General features: G+C 74.0%; 14 protein-coding genes, 1 tRNA gene and 1 pseudogene. 9 read left to right on the forward strand and 7 right to left on the reverse strand.

Annotated elements, in window-relative coordinates; translation table 11 throughout:
- Positions 1–123 precede the first annotated feature (123 nt).
- Positions 124–975, reverse strand: coding sequence for an alpha/beta hydrolase (locus ABZV78_RS19970; protein ID WP_355640543.1), 852 nt, complete (start codon positions 973–975; stop codon positions 124–126).
- A 289-nt stretch (positions 976–1,264) separates the two neighbouring features.
- Here ABZV78_RS19970 and ABZV78_RS19975 point away from each other — a divergent pair, with 289 nt between their 5' ends.
- Together ABZV78_RS19975 and ABZV78_RS19980 are read left to right on the forward strand one after the other, a co-directional pair.
- Positions 1,265–1,873: a dihydrofolate reductase family protein gene (locus ABZV78_RS19975; protein ID WP_355640545.1), complete on the forward strand. Its 609-nt coding sequence runs from the start codon at positions 1,265–1,267 to the stop codon at positions 1,871–1,873.
- A gap of 158 nt (positions 1,874–2,031) precedes the next feature.
- The gene (locus ABZV78_RS19980) at positions 2,032–2,610 is read left to right on the forward strand and encodes a GrpB family protein (RefSeq protein ID WP_355640547.1); all 579 of its coding nucleotides are present in this window, start codon (positions 2,032–2,034) and stop codon (positions 2,608–2,610) included.
- A gap of 105 nt (positions 2,611–2,715) precedes the next feature.
- Here the strand turns inward: ABZV78_RS19980 and ABZV78_RS19985 are convergent, their stop codons facing one another.
- From ABZV78_RS19985 to ABZV78_RS19995, 3 genes are all read right to left on the reverse strand, one after another.
- Entirely contained in the window at positions 2,716–3,105 is a 390-nt protein-coding gene (locus tag ABZV78_RS19985) for a hypothetical protein (RefSeq protein ID WP_355640548.1), read from the reverse strand.
- Positions 3,102–3,716 (reverse strand): hypothetical protein, encoded by a 615-nt coding sequence (locus ABZV78_RS19990; RefSeq protein ID WP_355640550.1) that lies wholly within the window; start codon positions 3,714–3,716, stop codon positions 3,102–3,104. Before ABZV78_RS19990 ends, ABZV78_RS19985 begins: the two co-directional genes overlap by 4 nt.
- Positions 3,717–3,738: 22 nt before the next feature.
- Positions 3,739–3,811 (reverse strand) — tRNA-Arg (locus tag ABZV78_RS19995).
- 168 nt (positions 3,812–3,979) lie between these two features.
- Between ABZV78_RS19995 and ABZV78_RS20000 the strand changes: the two genes are divergently transcribed.
- Positions 3,980–4,720 (forward strand): hypothetical protein, encoded by a 741-nt coding sequence (locus tag ABZV78_RS20000; RefSeq protein WP_355640552.1) that lies wholly within the window; start codon positions 3,980–3,982, stop codon positions 4,718–4,720.
- Positions 4,721–4,730: 10 nt separating this feature from the next.
- Here the strand turns inward: ABZV78_RS20000 and ABZV78_RS20005 are convergent, their stop codons facing one another.
- On the reverse strand, positions 4,731–5,747 hold the full coding sequence (locus ABZV78_RS20005) for an alpha/beta hydrolase (protein ID WP_355640554.1): 1,017 nt from the start codon (positions 5,745–5,747) through the stop codon (positions 4,731–4,733).
- Positions 5,748–5,833: 86 nt separating this feature from the next.
- On the reverse strand, positions 5,834–6,244 hold the full coding sequence (locus tag ABZV78_RS20010; protein ID WP_355640556.1) for an HPF/RaiA family ribosome-associated protein: 411 nt from the start codon (positions 6,242–6,244) through the stop codon (positions 5,834–5,836).
- Positions 6,245–6,522: 278 nt separating this feature from the next.
- Here ABZV78_RS20010 and ABZV78_RS20015 point away from each other — a divergent pair, with 278 nt between their 5' ends.
- From ABZV78_RS20015 to ABZV78_RS20025, 3 genes are all read left to right on the forward strand, one after another.
- On the forward strand, positions 6,523–7,302 hold the full coding sequence (locus ABZV78_RS20015; protein WP_355640557.1) for a single-stranded DNA-binding protein: 780 nt from the start codon (positions 6,523–6,525) through the stop codon (positions 7,300–7,302).
- Positions 7,303–7,395: 93 nt separating this feature from the next.
- Positions 7,396–8,409 (forward strand): cobalamin biosynthesis protein, encoded by a 1,014-nt coding sequence (locus tag ABZV78_RS20020; RefSeq protein ID WP_355640559.1) that lies wholly within the window; start codon positions 7,396–7,398, stop codon positions 8,407–8,409.
- Positions 8,406–9,947: a cobyric acid synthase gene (locus ABZV78_RS20025; protein WP_355640561.1), complete on the forward strand. Its 1,542-nt coding sequence runs from the start codon at positions 8,406–8,408 to the stop codon at positions 9,945–9,947. The genes ABZV78_RS20020 and ABZV78_RS20025 overlap by 4 nt, the downstream gene beginning before the upstream one ends.
- A 79-nt stretch (positions 9,948–10,026) precedes the next feature.
- Here ABZV78_RS20025 and ABZV78_RS20030 read toward each other — a convergent pair whose 3' ends face one another.
- On the reverse strand, positions 10,027–10,428 hold the full coding sequence (locus tag ABZV78_RS20030; protein WP_355640590.1) for a rhodanese-like domain-containing protein: 402 nt from the start codon (positions 10,426–10,428) through the stop codon (positions 10,027–10,029).
- A 110-nt stretch (positions 10,429–10,538) separates the two neighbouring features.
- Between ABZV78_RS20030 and ABZV78_RS20035 the strand changes: the two are divergent.
- The 3 genes and pseudogenes from ABZV78_RS20035 to ABZV78_RS20045 all read left to right on the forward strand — a co-directional run.
- Positions 10,539–11,239, forward strand: a pseudogene (locus tag ABZV78_RS20035) (hypothetical protein); the annotation flags it as partial.
- Entirely contained in the window at positions 11,229–12,581 is a 1,353-nt protein-coding gene (locus ABZV78_RS20040; RefSeq protein ID WP_355640592.1) for a dipeptidase, read from the forward strand. The pseudogene ABZV78_RS20035 and the gene ABZV78_RS20040, both read left to right, overlap by 11 nt.
- A 78-nt stretch (positions 12,582–12,659) precedes the next feature.
- Positions 12,660–12,866 carry a hypothetical protein gene (locus ABZV78_RS20045; protein ID WP_148430671.1) on the forward strand — a complete coding sequence of 69 codons (207 nt, stop codon included), beginning with the start codon at positions 12,660–12,662 and terminating at the stop codon, positions 12,864–12,866.
- The last annotated feature ends 103 nt before the right edge of the window (positions 12,867–12,969 follow it).

A 12,969-nucleotide genomic window follows, 5' to 3' on the forward strand; every position in this document is an offset into this window, starting at 1 on the left:
GCTGTCGCCCACCTCGACCGTGCCCCGCGGATGGCGTTGACCGCCACCGCCACGCGTCCCGTGGTGCAGGACATCGTGGCCACCCTCGAGCTGCGTCCCCGGCCGCCGCCTCACTCATCTCCACTACCGCGCGGACGCCTCGTCGGCGCGCCGGCGCAGCCACTCCAGCGCCGATGGGGCGTGGCGCAGCACCGAGATGTGCCCGTCCTCCGGGTAGCGGCGCAGCTCGGCGGTGGGACAGCGACGGGCCAGCCACCCGGCGTGGGCCACCGGCGCGATCCCGTCCCGCTCGCCGTGCACCAGCAGCACCGGCGGCGTCACCTGAGCGGGGTCGAAGCCCCACGGATGCACGTAGGCCAGGTCGTCGTCGATCAGCCCACCCGGACCGGACCGCGTCGCCGGGCCCACCACACTGTCGAACCAGGACCATTCGCCGTGCAGCGCGGCCAGGTCGGCGGGAGTGAACTCCGGGTCGTACTCGGCTCCCGAGGTGACGTGCGCCTCCTTGGCCGCCCGTCCCGCGGCGGCCGCCCGCAGCGACGCCACCCCGGCGGGAACCATGCCGGCGAACCAGTCCAGCCCGGCCGCGCCGTAGGGGGCCAAACTGGCGCCGACCACCACGGCGACCACCCGGTCGGGCAGGAGCGCGCCGCAGGCCAGGGCGTGCGGGCCGCCGCCGGAGTGGCCCATCACCGCGAACCGGTCGAGGCCCAACGCGTCGGCCATCGCGGCGACGTCGGCGGCCGCGGAGGAGATGTCGCGCCCCGGCAGCGGCGTCGAACCGCCGTAGCCGGGGCGGTCGTGGGAGACCCAGCGGAGGCCGAGCTTGTCGGCCGCGGCGAACAGGGGCGCGGGCGGCGCGCCGATGTTCGGCGTGCCGTGGTGCCAGAGGACGGCGAGCCGGTCCGACCCGCCGGTGTCGTAGACGTGCAGGGTGCGGCCGTCGTCCAGGCGGAGATCGGTCTCGGTCACCATGAGCGGAGCGTACGTCGCCCCGGTGGCCGCCGCCGACCGGTGGAATTCGGTGTCGGGGCGCCGGCGGCGACGTGATGGGGCCGTTCGACGAGATCTGGCATCCCTCCGCGCACCGGTTCCGCGCCGAGATCCGGGTGTACGAGGAACGCGTGGTCCCGCCCCGCTCCGGCGAACCGGACGATGTGGCCTAGGTCATATTCGTCGTCCGGCCGGGCTGTCGAATCGGTAGTTCGCCGGTCGTCGGCAGGGTGGAAGCCGGCACAGGGCCGGTCACGAAGGAGGCACCATCATGCGACTCACCATCACCACGTTCCTGACCCTGGACGGCGTCATGCAGGCACCGGGCGGGCCGGAGGAGGACCGCACCGGCGGATTCGACCTGGGCGGCTGGCTGCCGCCGCACTTCGACGAGACGGTCGGTGGGTGGATGGGCGAGACCTTCGAGCGGGCCGAGGCCCTGCTGCTCGGCCGCCGCACCTACGACATCATGGCCGCCTACTGGCCGCACGTGACCGACCCGGCCGAGGGCGGGCCGGACAACCCGCTCAACCGGTTGCCGAAGTACGTCGCCACCCACCGCGACGACGAGCTGACCTGGTCGGGTTCACGCCGCCTCGGCGGTGACCTGGCCGCCGCCATCACCGAACTCAAGAACCGCCCCGGCGGCGAACTCCAGGTGCACGGCAGCGGCGCGCTCGCCCGGTCGCTCATGCGGGAAGGCCTCATCGACACGTACCACCTGCTGGTGTTTCCGGTGGTGCTGGGGCGCGGACAGCGACTCTTCGCCGACGGCGTGCCCCCGGCGGGCCTGCGGCTGACCGGCACCCGCACCTCCGGCAGCGGGGTGACCCTGCTGAGCTACGACAGCGCCGGCGCGCCGACCTTCGGCAACGTCTGACGGCGCAACGTCGACGGTGAGCCTCGTGGACCTGGTCGCCACCTTCGAGCGCGTCGCAGGCTTCGACGTGCCCGGTGCGTACGCCGGGCCGGTGCTGACCGCCTACCTCCTGGGTGCGACGGACGCCGACGTAGCGGCGAGCCGGTATGAAGGGACGCATGGATGCGACGGTCCCGCCCGCGGCCGGAGCGGCCTGGTACCGGCGCGCCCCGGTTCGACTACGTCGATACGATCCGACATGGCCGGCGCGGTATGCCGAGGAAGCGGAGCTGTTGCGACACACGCTGGGAGGGTCGCTGGTCGCGATCGAGCACGTGGGAAGCACCGCGGTCCCGGGCCTGGCGGCGAAGCCGGTCATCGACATCCTTGCCGCCGTCCGTGACTTCGGCGGCATTCCAGAGGTCGTGGCCCGACTGGAAAGCATCGGCTACGCCTACACGCCCGAGTCCGAGTCCGAGGCCGACGACCCGAGCCGCCGCGTCTTCCGGAAGGGTCCGCAGGACCTCGCCCGTCTGCGGACGCATCACCTGCACGTCACCGAGCACGGCGGTTACTACTGGCGTCGTCTCATCGCCTTCCGCGACCACCTCCGCTCGCACCCGGAGGAGGCTGGCTCCTACCTGGCGCTCAAACGGGACCTCGCGGCACGGCACGCTGCCGACCCCGGCCGGTACACCAGGGAAAAGCGGGAGTTCGTCAGGGAGATTGAGAGAAAGGCTGGCGTACAGGCTGGGTAGGTCCCGTTCCCGACCGTGGCACCTCCGGTGCAAGGCCGTGGGCCTGGCGCTACGAATCGCTGTGCAGCCCTCGCTGCTGACCACGCCAGCGCTGACGGGGGAGCGTCACTCGCGTGGCACAGAGTCCCCGGTCAGGGCGTCCAGCACCTGCCGGTCACCGAGCGGCTGATCGGCCTTGACCCGCACCCAGCGGCCCTCCGCGTAATCACCGCCCGACCACCACAACGTCGGTTGTCGCGCGGACACGTGCAGGATGACCCGATCGCCGTTGTCGTCGACGTCCGTGCGCACGATCGCGAAATCGGGATGCACCTCGACGTGTGCCTCCAGGACCCGGGGGTCGCTGGTGGTGCGGTAGGAATCCACGCGCAGCCCGACATCCTGTGCTCGGTGCAGTTGATGCAGCACCACGGGCAGGCAGATCAGGAGGATCGCGGCGACGGCGAGCGCGCGGACGGCTCTCCGCTTCGAGATGCTCATCCGGTAGCCGGTCATGCGACCTCCCTTGAAGCTGCATGAGGTGGTGACTCAGTCTCGGTGCGGCGGATGCGCCAGGCGTACTCCTCAGAGCGCCGACGCGCGAGGTGGACGGTGATGTCGGCGGCAACCGCGAGCGTCTCAGGCAGGGCCTCCAGGATCCGGTGATACACCTGCTCCTGCTCGGAGATCGGCCGTTCGAGATAAGCCGAGATGGTCGAGAGAAGGCCCACGTAGTCGCGGGCGCTCATCGTCAAGCGCCGCTCGATCACGGATTGCTGAACATCGGTGAACCACTCAGATTGTTGGAGCTGCGTACCCGGCCACTGCAGGTGAGCTCCGGGAGGCGTCCCATCTGGAGACGGAACGTCGTCGCTTTCCAGGATCGGTGCCCGGCCCACGCGGACAGCTTCCTCCACAGCCGGGTCGGCCAGCTGGAGTGGTCCACCGATCGACGCGAACACGCCACCCGGCTCCAGAAGCGCGGCCATGCGCGACCACCGACCCTCCGGGTTTGTCCAGTGCAGAGCCGCTGCCGCATAGACCAGCCCGTTGCTCTCGCCTGGTGGCAGGTCCTCGAACCCGGCTCGCACGGTCCTGACGTTGGCCGCGGCGAGCGCCGTGATCACCGGCTGCCTGGAATGACGTGAGTGCGCCCGGCAGGATTCGAACCTGCGGCCTTGGGATTAGAAGTCCCCTGCTCTATCCGCTGAGCTACGGGCGCGCGTCGACGATGTCGCGCCAAGAGGGTACCGCCGACCCGGGGCTCGCCGGGGGAACGGGTGGGCGCGGCCGCGTCGCTGCTCAGCGTCCCACGGCCCGAACCCGCCGGGCACCCCGGATATCCGGGTCACGGGTCCCCGACGCCGGACCGGTCCGTACCCTCGGCGTCGTGCTGCTCGACCCGGAAACCGAGAACGAGATCGCCTACGAGCTGTGCCAGCTCCTCGGCCGCGCCATCCTGCCCGTGAGCGGGTCCGACGGGCCCGGCGCGCCGGCGGGGACCTTCGGCACCGCCTTCTTCTACAGCGAGCTGATCGGCGCGACCGACGACGGCGAGGTGGTGCACGAGTGGCTGCTCACCGCCGCCGCGACCACCCGTAAGCCGTACGGCGAGATCGGGCTGCGGCCGAGCGTCACCGAACCGGCGGACGCGGCCGCGGAGCCGATCGAGCTGCCCGACTTCGCGAACCGGTGGTTGCACCTGCCGGAGATCGGCCTGGCCGCCATGCCCACCGGCGTGCTGCACGGATACGCCGAGGACCGGGGGTGGAGCTGGCGTACCCAGCAGGTGACCGACGCGGTGGCCGCGCCGGCCGACGCGGTCGCCCGGGTCGGTGCGGAACCCGGCTCGGCGTTCGTGCTGGCGCTCGGCGTCGGTGACGACGGGTCGCGGCCGCTGGAGGCGGTGATCGAGCGGGTGGCGCGCGTCGGCGACGAGGTGCGGGTCACCACCGAACTGCCGTCCGGGTACGCGGGCGCGCCGGTGTTCGGCGTCGAGGCCGGCGCCGACCGGGAGCTGGCGCTGCGCTGCCTGGGCCTGCTGCTGCCGGCCGCGTCCGGCGGCCACCCGGTAGCGACGTTCGACCGGATCCGGTCGGCCCTGGCGGCGGCGACCGCCGGCTACCGCTGACCCGCCCGGCTCAGCCCTCGGCGGTCGCGTCGGCCGGCTCGTCGGCCGGTCGCCGCGGCGCCGGCGCCGGCTCGGTCGGCCCGACCTCGAGGAAGCCGTCCGCCCACCGTCCGACCTCCGCGAACACCTTCTCCCGTACGGCGGGGCCGGACAGGGTCAGGTCGTGCAGCCCGCCGTCGAACCGGGTCAGGGTGACGTGCCGGCCGAGCCGGGGCGCCCAGCGCACCATGTGCTCCACGTCGAGCACCGCGTCGGCGAGGGTGGCGGAGTCGTGCCACTTGGTGCCCCGGTAGCTGCGGGTCGAGCAGGCCAGCAGCACCGGCACCGGGATGTCCAGGCCGGCCCGGAGCTGGCGCTGGCCGGCGCGGATCGCGTTGATCCAGCCGGCCCGCACCGGAAACCCGGCGAGCGGCTTCCACGCCAGGTCGTAGCGCCACTCGCCGCGGTGGTCGGCATGCAGGCTCTCGCCGTACACGGTGCCCAGCCCGAACGGGAGGATGCGCTGCGGCGCCCGGCGGCCCAGCCGGGAGACGGCGGCCGCGAGGGGGCGACGGACCAGCCAGGGCGCGTTGATGTCGAAGAACGGGCTGTTCAGGAAGATCCCGTCGACCAGGCCGGCCTCGCGGCGGGCGTGCGCCCAGAGCGAGATGATCAGGCCACCGGTGGAGTGGCCCATGGCGAGCAGGGTGTCGTGTCCCTCGTCGTCGCGGATGATCTTTGCGGCGGCGTCCAGCTCGGGGAAGTAGTCGCTCAGGTCGCGGCAGAAGTTCGGGGTCTGGTGCGGTTGCAGGCTGCGACCGTATTTGCGCAGGTCGAGGGCGTAGAAGTCCCAGCCGCGCTCGGCGAAGAAGTCGGCGACGTGGGTCTGGAAGAAGTAGTCGACGAAGCCGTGCACGTAGAGCACGGCCCGGCCGGTCGGGCGCTCCGCCCGCCGGCGGACCAGGGTGGCGACGACCGATCCCTCGTCGTCGGCGCCCAGGTCGATCGTCTGCCGCTCGTACGGCGGTCCCAGCACGTCCGGTTCCACGACCGCGACGGTACGCCGCCCTGCTACCCGGCGGTAGCCCCCGCCCCCGTCCGCCGGCACCGGCTGCGGACGGGGGCGGGGTGACCTCAGGCGGTCTCCGCGTCGGCCCGCTCGGCGGCCGGCGCGGGGACGCCCTCGGGCTGGTCGATCTCGCGCAGGTGCTTGTTGTGACGCGGCTCCTGCCGGGTCTTCGCGTCGTTCAGCCGGCGGCGCAGGTCGTCCCGGACGTCGTTGAGCGCGGCGTGCAGGTCCTCCTCCGCGGAGGTGGTGACGATCTTCTGCCGGCCCGCGACCCAGCACTCCAGGGTGACCTTCTGGCCCCGGGCGTTCCGGTCCTTGACCGACACCTCCAGCTCGGTGGCGTCGGCGTGGAATCCGGCGAGCCGGGCGTCGAGGGTTGCGAACTGCTCCGCGATCCAGTTCCGGTCGCCCTGGGAGAACCCGGCGCCGACCCGGAGGCACTCGGCCACGGTCGCGGGGTTCGCCACGGCGCTCATCGCCGGGCCTCGCAGACGTCTCGGAGAAGCATCGTCGCTCCCTTTCTCTCGGTTGATCAAGCTCATACCCAGTCGGCGCGCGTCCGGAACCCGGCCTTCTGATCATGTTCCGCCGCAGGTCAGGGCCGTAGGGCCGGTGGTCCCTAGCAGCCGGGACCTTGATCAGGCGGTTGTCCACAGGCCGGTCCGTCGTCCACAGCCGGGCCGGGGACGGCTGCTCCGGGGCCGGTCGCCGGGCGAGGCTCTGCCGGACAAGCCGAGTTCCCCTGGGAGGGGCGATGTTCGATACGTACGTCACGGTCGTCGGCAACGTGCTGACCGCGCCGGAGTGGCGCCGGACCACGCAGAGCAACACCCTGGTGGCCAACTTCAAGGTCGCCTCGACTGCCCGCCGCCTCGACCGGGAGAGCGGCCGCTGGGTCGACGGCAACAGCCTGCGGGTGCGGGTGAACTGCTGGCGGAAGCTGGCCGAGGGGGTGGCCGCCTCGGTCGCGGTCGGCGACCCGGTGGTCGTCGCCGGGCGTCTCTACACCCGCGACTGGACCGACGACGCCGGCAACCACCGCACCATCTACGAGTTGGAGGCGGTCGCCGTCGGGCACGACCTGTCCCGGGGCCGGGCCCGGTTCCTGCGCAACCGGCCGAGCATGACGACCAGCACCGTCGAGGACGCCGAGGCGGAGCGCCGGGTGCACGGCGAGGCCACCGAGCCGGTGCCCGACGTGCAGGCCCCGGTGTCGTTCGACGACCGGCCGTTCGACGACGAGTTCGCGCCGCCGGAGTTCGGCGCCCCTCGCGTCGGGCTGGCCACCGGGACGGACGCGACGGCGGGTGACCTCGACGAACTGGCCGACCCGTTCGACGACCGGCCCGCCGGCCAGGCCGCCGAGGTGGACGACGACGAGTTGGCCGCCGAGCCGGGCGCCGCCGAGCCGGACGACGACGAGTTGGCCGCCGAACCGGGCGCCGCCGAGCCGGACCCGACCGACGACGTCGAGGGCGTCACCGGGACCGGACGCCCCCGGCGGGGTCGGCGGCGGACCCCGGTGCCCGCCTGAGCCGCCCGGATCGTGCGACGGGGGAGCGGGGTGGCGACGCCGGCGTGGCCACCCCGCCGTACGACTAGGCTGGCCGGCCGGAGGTGGTGCGGGGTGCGGCAGGCGACCGCCATGGCGAACGCGGCGGGACTGGTGGTGGGCTACGCCCTGGACTCGCTGCTCGGCGATCCCCGGCGGTGGCATCCGGTGGCCGGCTTCGGCCGGGCGGCCGGCGCCCTGGAGCGGCGGATCTACCGGCCCGAGCGGTCGGCCGGCGCGGCGTTCACCGCGCTCGCGGTCGGTGCGCCGGCGCTGCTCGGGGCGGCCGCCGGCCTCGCCACCCGGCGTCACCCGGTGGTCCGGGCCGCGCTGGTGGCCGCCGGCACCTGGACGGTGCTGGGCGGGCGCACCCTGCGGCACGAGTCGCGGGTGATGGCCCGGGCGTTGCAGGCCGGTGACCTGCCCGCCGCCCGGGGCCGGCTCAACCACCTCTGCGGGCGGGACCCGTCGGCTCTCGACGAGCCGGAACTGGCCCGGGCCACCGTCGAGTCGGTCGCCGAGAACACCTCCGACGCGGTGGTGGCCCCGCTGGTCTGGGGCGCCGTCGCCGGGCTGCCCGGGCTGCTCGGCTACCGGGCGGCGAACACGCTCGACGCGATGGTGGGCCACCGCTCACCCCGCTACGCCCGCTTCGGCACCCCGGCCGCCCGCCTGGACGACCTGCTCAACCTGGTCCCCGCCCGGCTGACCGGGCTGCTCACCGTCGCCGTGGCGCCGACCGCGCACGGGGATCGCGCGGCCGCCTGGCGGGTCTGGCGGCGGGACCGCAACGACCACCCGAGCCCGAACGCCGGCCAGTGCGAGGCGGCGATGGCCGGTGCGCTCGGCGTCCGGCTGGGCGGGCGCAACGTCTACTTCGGCCGCGAGGAGACCCGGCCTTTCCTCGGGGACGGGCCCCGGCCCGAGGCGCGGCACCTGAAGCGGGCCGCCCGGATCTCCGGCGCGGTCGGGCTGGCCGCGCTCGGCCTCGCGGCGGCGTACCCGGTGACGGTCGGTCGCGTGGTCGGCGCGACCGGCCGCGCCGCGCTGCGCGCCCTCGGCGGGGCGCGACCGGGGAGCGGGCGATGAGCGGCGGGCTGCTGGTCGCCGGGACCACCTCCGACGCCGGCAAGAGCGTGCTCACCGCCGGCATCTGCCGCTGGCTGCGCCGCCGAGGCGTGCGGGTCGCCCCGTTCAAGGCGCAGAACATGTCCAACAACTCGGCCGTGGTGGTCGGGCCGGACGGGCGGGGCGGCGAGATCGGGCGGGCCCAGGCCATGCAGGCCGCCGCGTGCGGGCTCGACCCGGACCTGCGCTTCAACCCGGTCCTGCTCAAGCCGGGCAGCGACCACGCCAGCCAGGTGGTGCTGCTCGGCGAGGCGGTCGACACGGTCACCGCCGGCAACTACCGGGAGTTGCGTCCCCGGCTCGCCGAGACCGCCTACGCGGCGCTGGCCGAACTGCGGGCCGAGTACGACGCGGTGATCTGCGAGGGCGCGGGCAGCCCGGCCGAGATCAACCTGCGGGCGGGCGACTACGTGAACATGGGGCTGGCCCGGCACGCCGGCCTGCCCGCCATCGTGGTCGGCGACATCGACCGGGGCGGGGTGTTCGCCTCGATGTTCGGCACGGTCGCGCTGCTCGACCCGGCCGACCAGGCCCTCGTCGCCGGCTTCGTGATCAACAAGTTCCGAGGCGACCTCGGGCTGCTCCGGCCGGGGCTGGACATGCTGCACCGGGTCACCGGCCGGCCCGCCCTCGGGGTGCTGCCCTGGGCGCTCGACCTCTGGCTGGACGCGGAGGACTCGCTCGCCTACGGGCGGGTGCTCGGCCGGCCGGCGGCGCCCCGGGGCACCGACTGGCTGGACGTGGCGGTGGTCCGGCTGCCCCGGATCAGCAACGCCACCGACGTCGAGGCGCTGGCCACCGAGCCCGGCGTCCGGGTCCGGCTGACCATCGAGCCCGCCGAGCTGGCCGCCGCCGACCTGGTGGTGCTCCCCGGCTCCAAGTCGACCGTGGCCGACCTGGCCTGGCTGCGGGAGACCGGCCTGGCCGACGCCGTCCTGGCGCACGCCGCCGCCGGCAAGCCGCTGCTCGGCATCTGCGGCGGGTTCCAGATGCTGTCCCGGGCCATCCACGACCCGGTGGAGAGCCGCCAGGGCAGCGTGCCCGGCCTGGGGTTGCTCCCCGTCGAGATCACCTTCGACCCGCGCAAGACGGTCCGGCGCGCCGCCGGCACCGCTGCCGGCGACGTGCCGGTGCACGGCTACGAGATCCACCACGGCCAGGTCTCCGCCGCCGACCCGGGCCTGCCGCCGCTGCTCCGCTACGCCGACGGCGCCGGCGAGGGAGCTCGGCTGGGCGCGGTGCACGGCACCCACTGGCACGGCGCCTTCGAGTCCGACGCCTTCCGGCGCCGCTTTCTCACCGAGGTCGCCGCGCTGGCCGGGCGGACCGGGTTCAAGGTCGCCCCGGACACCGCGTTCGCCGCCGCCCGGGAGCGCACCCTGGACCTGCTCGGCGACCTGGTCGAGGAACACCTCGACACCGACGCGCTGTGGCGGCTGATCGAGTCCGGCCCGCCCGCCGGCCTGCCGTTCATCCCACCCGGCGCACCGGACGCCTGAGCTGACGGGGCACGCCGGGCGCTTAGCTGACGGCCGCGCAGAGCGTCTGGGCGGGCCGGTGTGCCGGCCGTGGGAGGGGTCAGTAGCGGACGTCGGCGGGGCGGTCGGACATCGGCAGTCCCGCCTCCCGCCAGCCCTGCACGCCGCCGATCATGTCGGTGGCCTGCCGCAGGCCGAGCGCCTGGAGGCCGGCGGCGGCGAGGCTGGAGCTGTAGCCCTGCCGGCACACCAGCACGATCTGTCGGTCGTAGCTGGTCGACTCCGGGATACGCCAGGCGCTCGCCGGATCCAGCCGCCACTCCAGCACGGTCCGGTCGATGACGATCGCCCCGGGCAGCTCGCCCTGCTCGCGGCGCTGCGCCTCGGTGCGTGTGTCGACCAGCAGGGCCCCGGCGCGGACCGCCTCGACGGCGTCGTGCGGAGTGAGCCGGCGGAGGCCGGCCCGGGCCTGTTCGAGGAGGGCGTCGATGCCCGGACTCATCACGTCATGGAGCACCTCCCGATGATGCCCACGGCGACGGTGGCCCGCGCGGCGAACGGCCTGCTGGTGCCACAGGATCCAGCGGAAGAGGGACCGCTAGCGTCGGTCGGGTGACGGTGGCGGTGGTCGAGGCGTACGCCGGGTTGGCCCGGCGGGTGCTGGCCGGGCCGGCACGGTTGGGGCGTACCCGACTGGTGGCGGTCGACGGGCCGAGCGGCGCGGGCAAGAGCGTCTTCGCGACGCGGCTCGCGGACGCCCTCGCGGCGCTGCCCGGCGGCGCCCGGCCGCCGGTGGTGCGCACCGACGACCTGCTCGACGGCTGGGACGACCAGCTCACCTTCTGGTCCCGGCTGGAGGAGTGGGTGCTCGGACCGGTCCGCGCGGGCCGGCCGGGGGCGTACCGCCGGTACAGCTGGGTGCGCCGGTGCTTCCTCGACCGGGCGGTGCCGGTGCCGGCCGGGCCGGTGCTGATCGTCGAGGGGGTGAGCGCCGCGCGGGCGGCGATCCGGCCGGAGTTGACCCTGTCGGTCCTCGTCACCGCGCCGGCCGGGTTGCGGCTGTCCCGGGCGCTCGCCCGCGACGGCGCGGAGATCCTGCCCGAGCTGCGCCGGTGGCACGCGGGGGAGCGGGCGCACTTCGCCGCCGACGGCACCGAGGCCGCGGTGGACCTGGTGGTCGACGGGGCCCCCGACCTGCCGCACGACGCCGACCGCTACTACGTGCGCCGGCCCAGGGGGACGGGCTCGGACGGCGGGGCCAGGTAAGGCCGGCATACGATTCCGGTCATGACCACACCGATCATGTCCGAGTCCGAGGTGCGGGCCGCCGTCGAGCGGGAACTGCCCGGCGTCCGTGCCGACCTCGAGCGACTCGTCCGCATCCCGGGCATCGCCTTCGAGGGCTTCGACCACTCGCACGTCGAGCGTTCCGCCGAGGCGGTGGCGGAGCTGCTGCGCGGCTGCGGCCTCGACACCAAGATCGTGCGCTCCGGTGGCCAGCCGGCGGTGATCGGCACGAAGCCGGCCCCGCCCGGCGCGCCCACCGTCCTCCTGTACGCCCACCACGACGTCCAGCCGGTCGGTGACCTGTCGCTGTGGGAGTCCGACCCGTTCGAGCCGGTGGAGCGGGACGGCCGCCTCTACGGCCGCGGCGCCGCCGACGACAAGGCCGGGATCATGGCGCACATCGCCGCGCTGCGCGCGTACGGCGACCAGCTTCCGGTCGGCGTGGTCCTCTTCATCGAGGGCGAGGAGGAGTACGGGTCGGACTCGCTGGAGCAGCTGCTCATCGCGCACCGTGCGGAGCTGGCGTCGGACGTCATCGTCATCGCCGACTCGACCAACTGGGACATCGGCGTGCCGGCGCTGACCACCTCGCTGCGCGGCATCGTCAACTGCTTCGTGGAGGTGCGCACCCTCGACCACGCCGTGCACAGCGGCATGTTCGGCGGTGCGGTGCCCGACGCGCTCACCACGCTGGTGAAGCTGCTCGCCACGTTGCACGACGACGCCGGTGACGTGGCCGTCGAGGGTCTGGTCGGCCGCGACGGCGCCACCGTCGACTACCCCGAGGACCGGTTCCGGGCCGAGGCCGGGCTGGTCTACGGCGCGCAGCTCTTCGGGACCGGCCGGATCACCGACCGGCTCTGGACCAAGCCCGCCCTCGCGATCCTCGGCGTGGACGCCCCGGCCACCGGGGAGGCGCCGAACGCGCTGGTCCCGGCCGCCAAGGCGAAGCTGAGCGTACGGCTGGCGCCGGGCGACGACCCGAAGAAGGCGTACGCGGCGCTCATCGCGCACCTGGAGAAGCACGCCCCCTGGGGTGCGCAGGTGACGGTGTCGTTCGAGCACGACGGTGCACCCTGCGTCATCGACGCCACCGGGCCGATGTTCGAGGCGGCGCGGGCGGCGTTCCGGGGCGCCTGGGACGGCACCGACCCGGTCGACATCGGCGTGGGCGGCTCGATTCCGTTCATCGCCACCTTCCAGGAGATGTTCCCCGAGGCGGCGATCCTGGTGACCGGCGTGGAGGACCCGCACGCCCGGGCGCACGGGCCGAACGAGAGCCTGCACCTGGGCGAGTTCGCCCGGGTCTGCGTGGCCGAGGCGCTGCTGCTGGCGAAGGTCGCCGAGGCGGGCGCGAGCCGGTCCTGAGGTGTCGTAGCCGTAACTTCGGGGCCGATGTCGGAGTTTGCGGTGTGTCGGGCGACGGGGTGTTATAGCCTCTCGAACATGCGTACGAACGACGAGATGTCGCGGCTCCAGGCCGCCGTCAGTGCTCTGGGGGACGTCGATGTCTCCGCGTGGCCCGAGGACACGCTCAAGGAACAGCTCGGCGAGCTCTCCGCCGCGCTGGTCGCGCTGGACACGCTGCTCACCCGCGTCGCCGACGAGGTGCGCGCCCGCGGCCTCCGCATCGAGGAGCCCGTCTCGGCCTGAGCCGGCCCGACGTTTCGGGGATCCTGGAGAGTTGACGTTCCTGGGGGACGCCAACTCTCCAAGATCGCTCGGGAACCGCCCCGGTGTCGGGGGTGGCTGGCAG

The sequence above is a fragment of the Micromonospora sp. NPDC004540 genome (assembly GCF_040610095.1).
In the GTDB taxonomy this organism is placed as follows: Bacteria; Actinomycetota; Actinomycetes; order Mycobacteriales; family Micromonosporaceae; genus Micromonospora.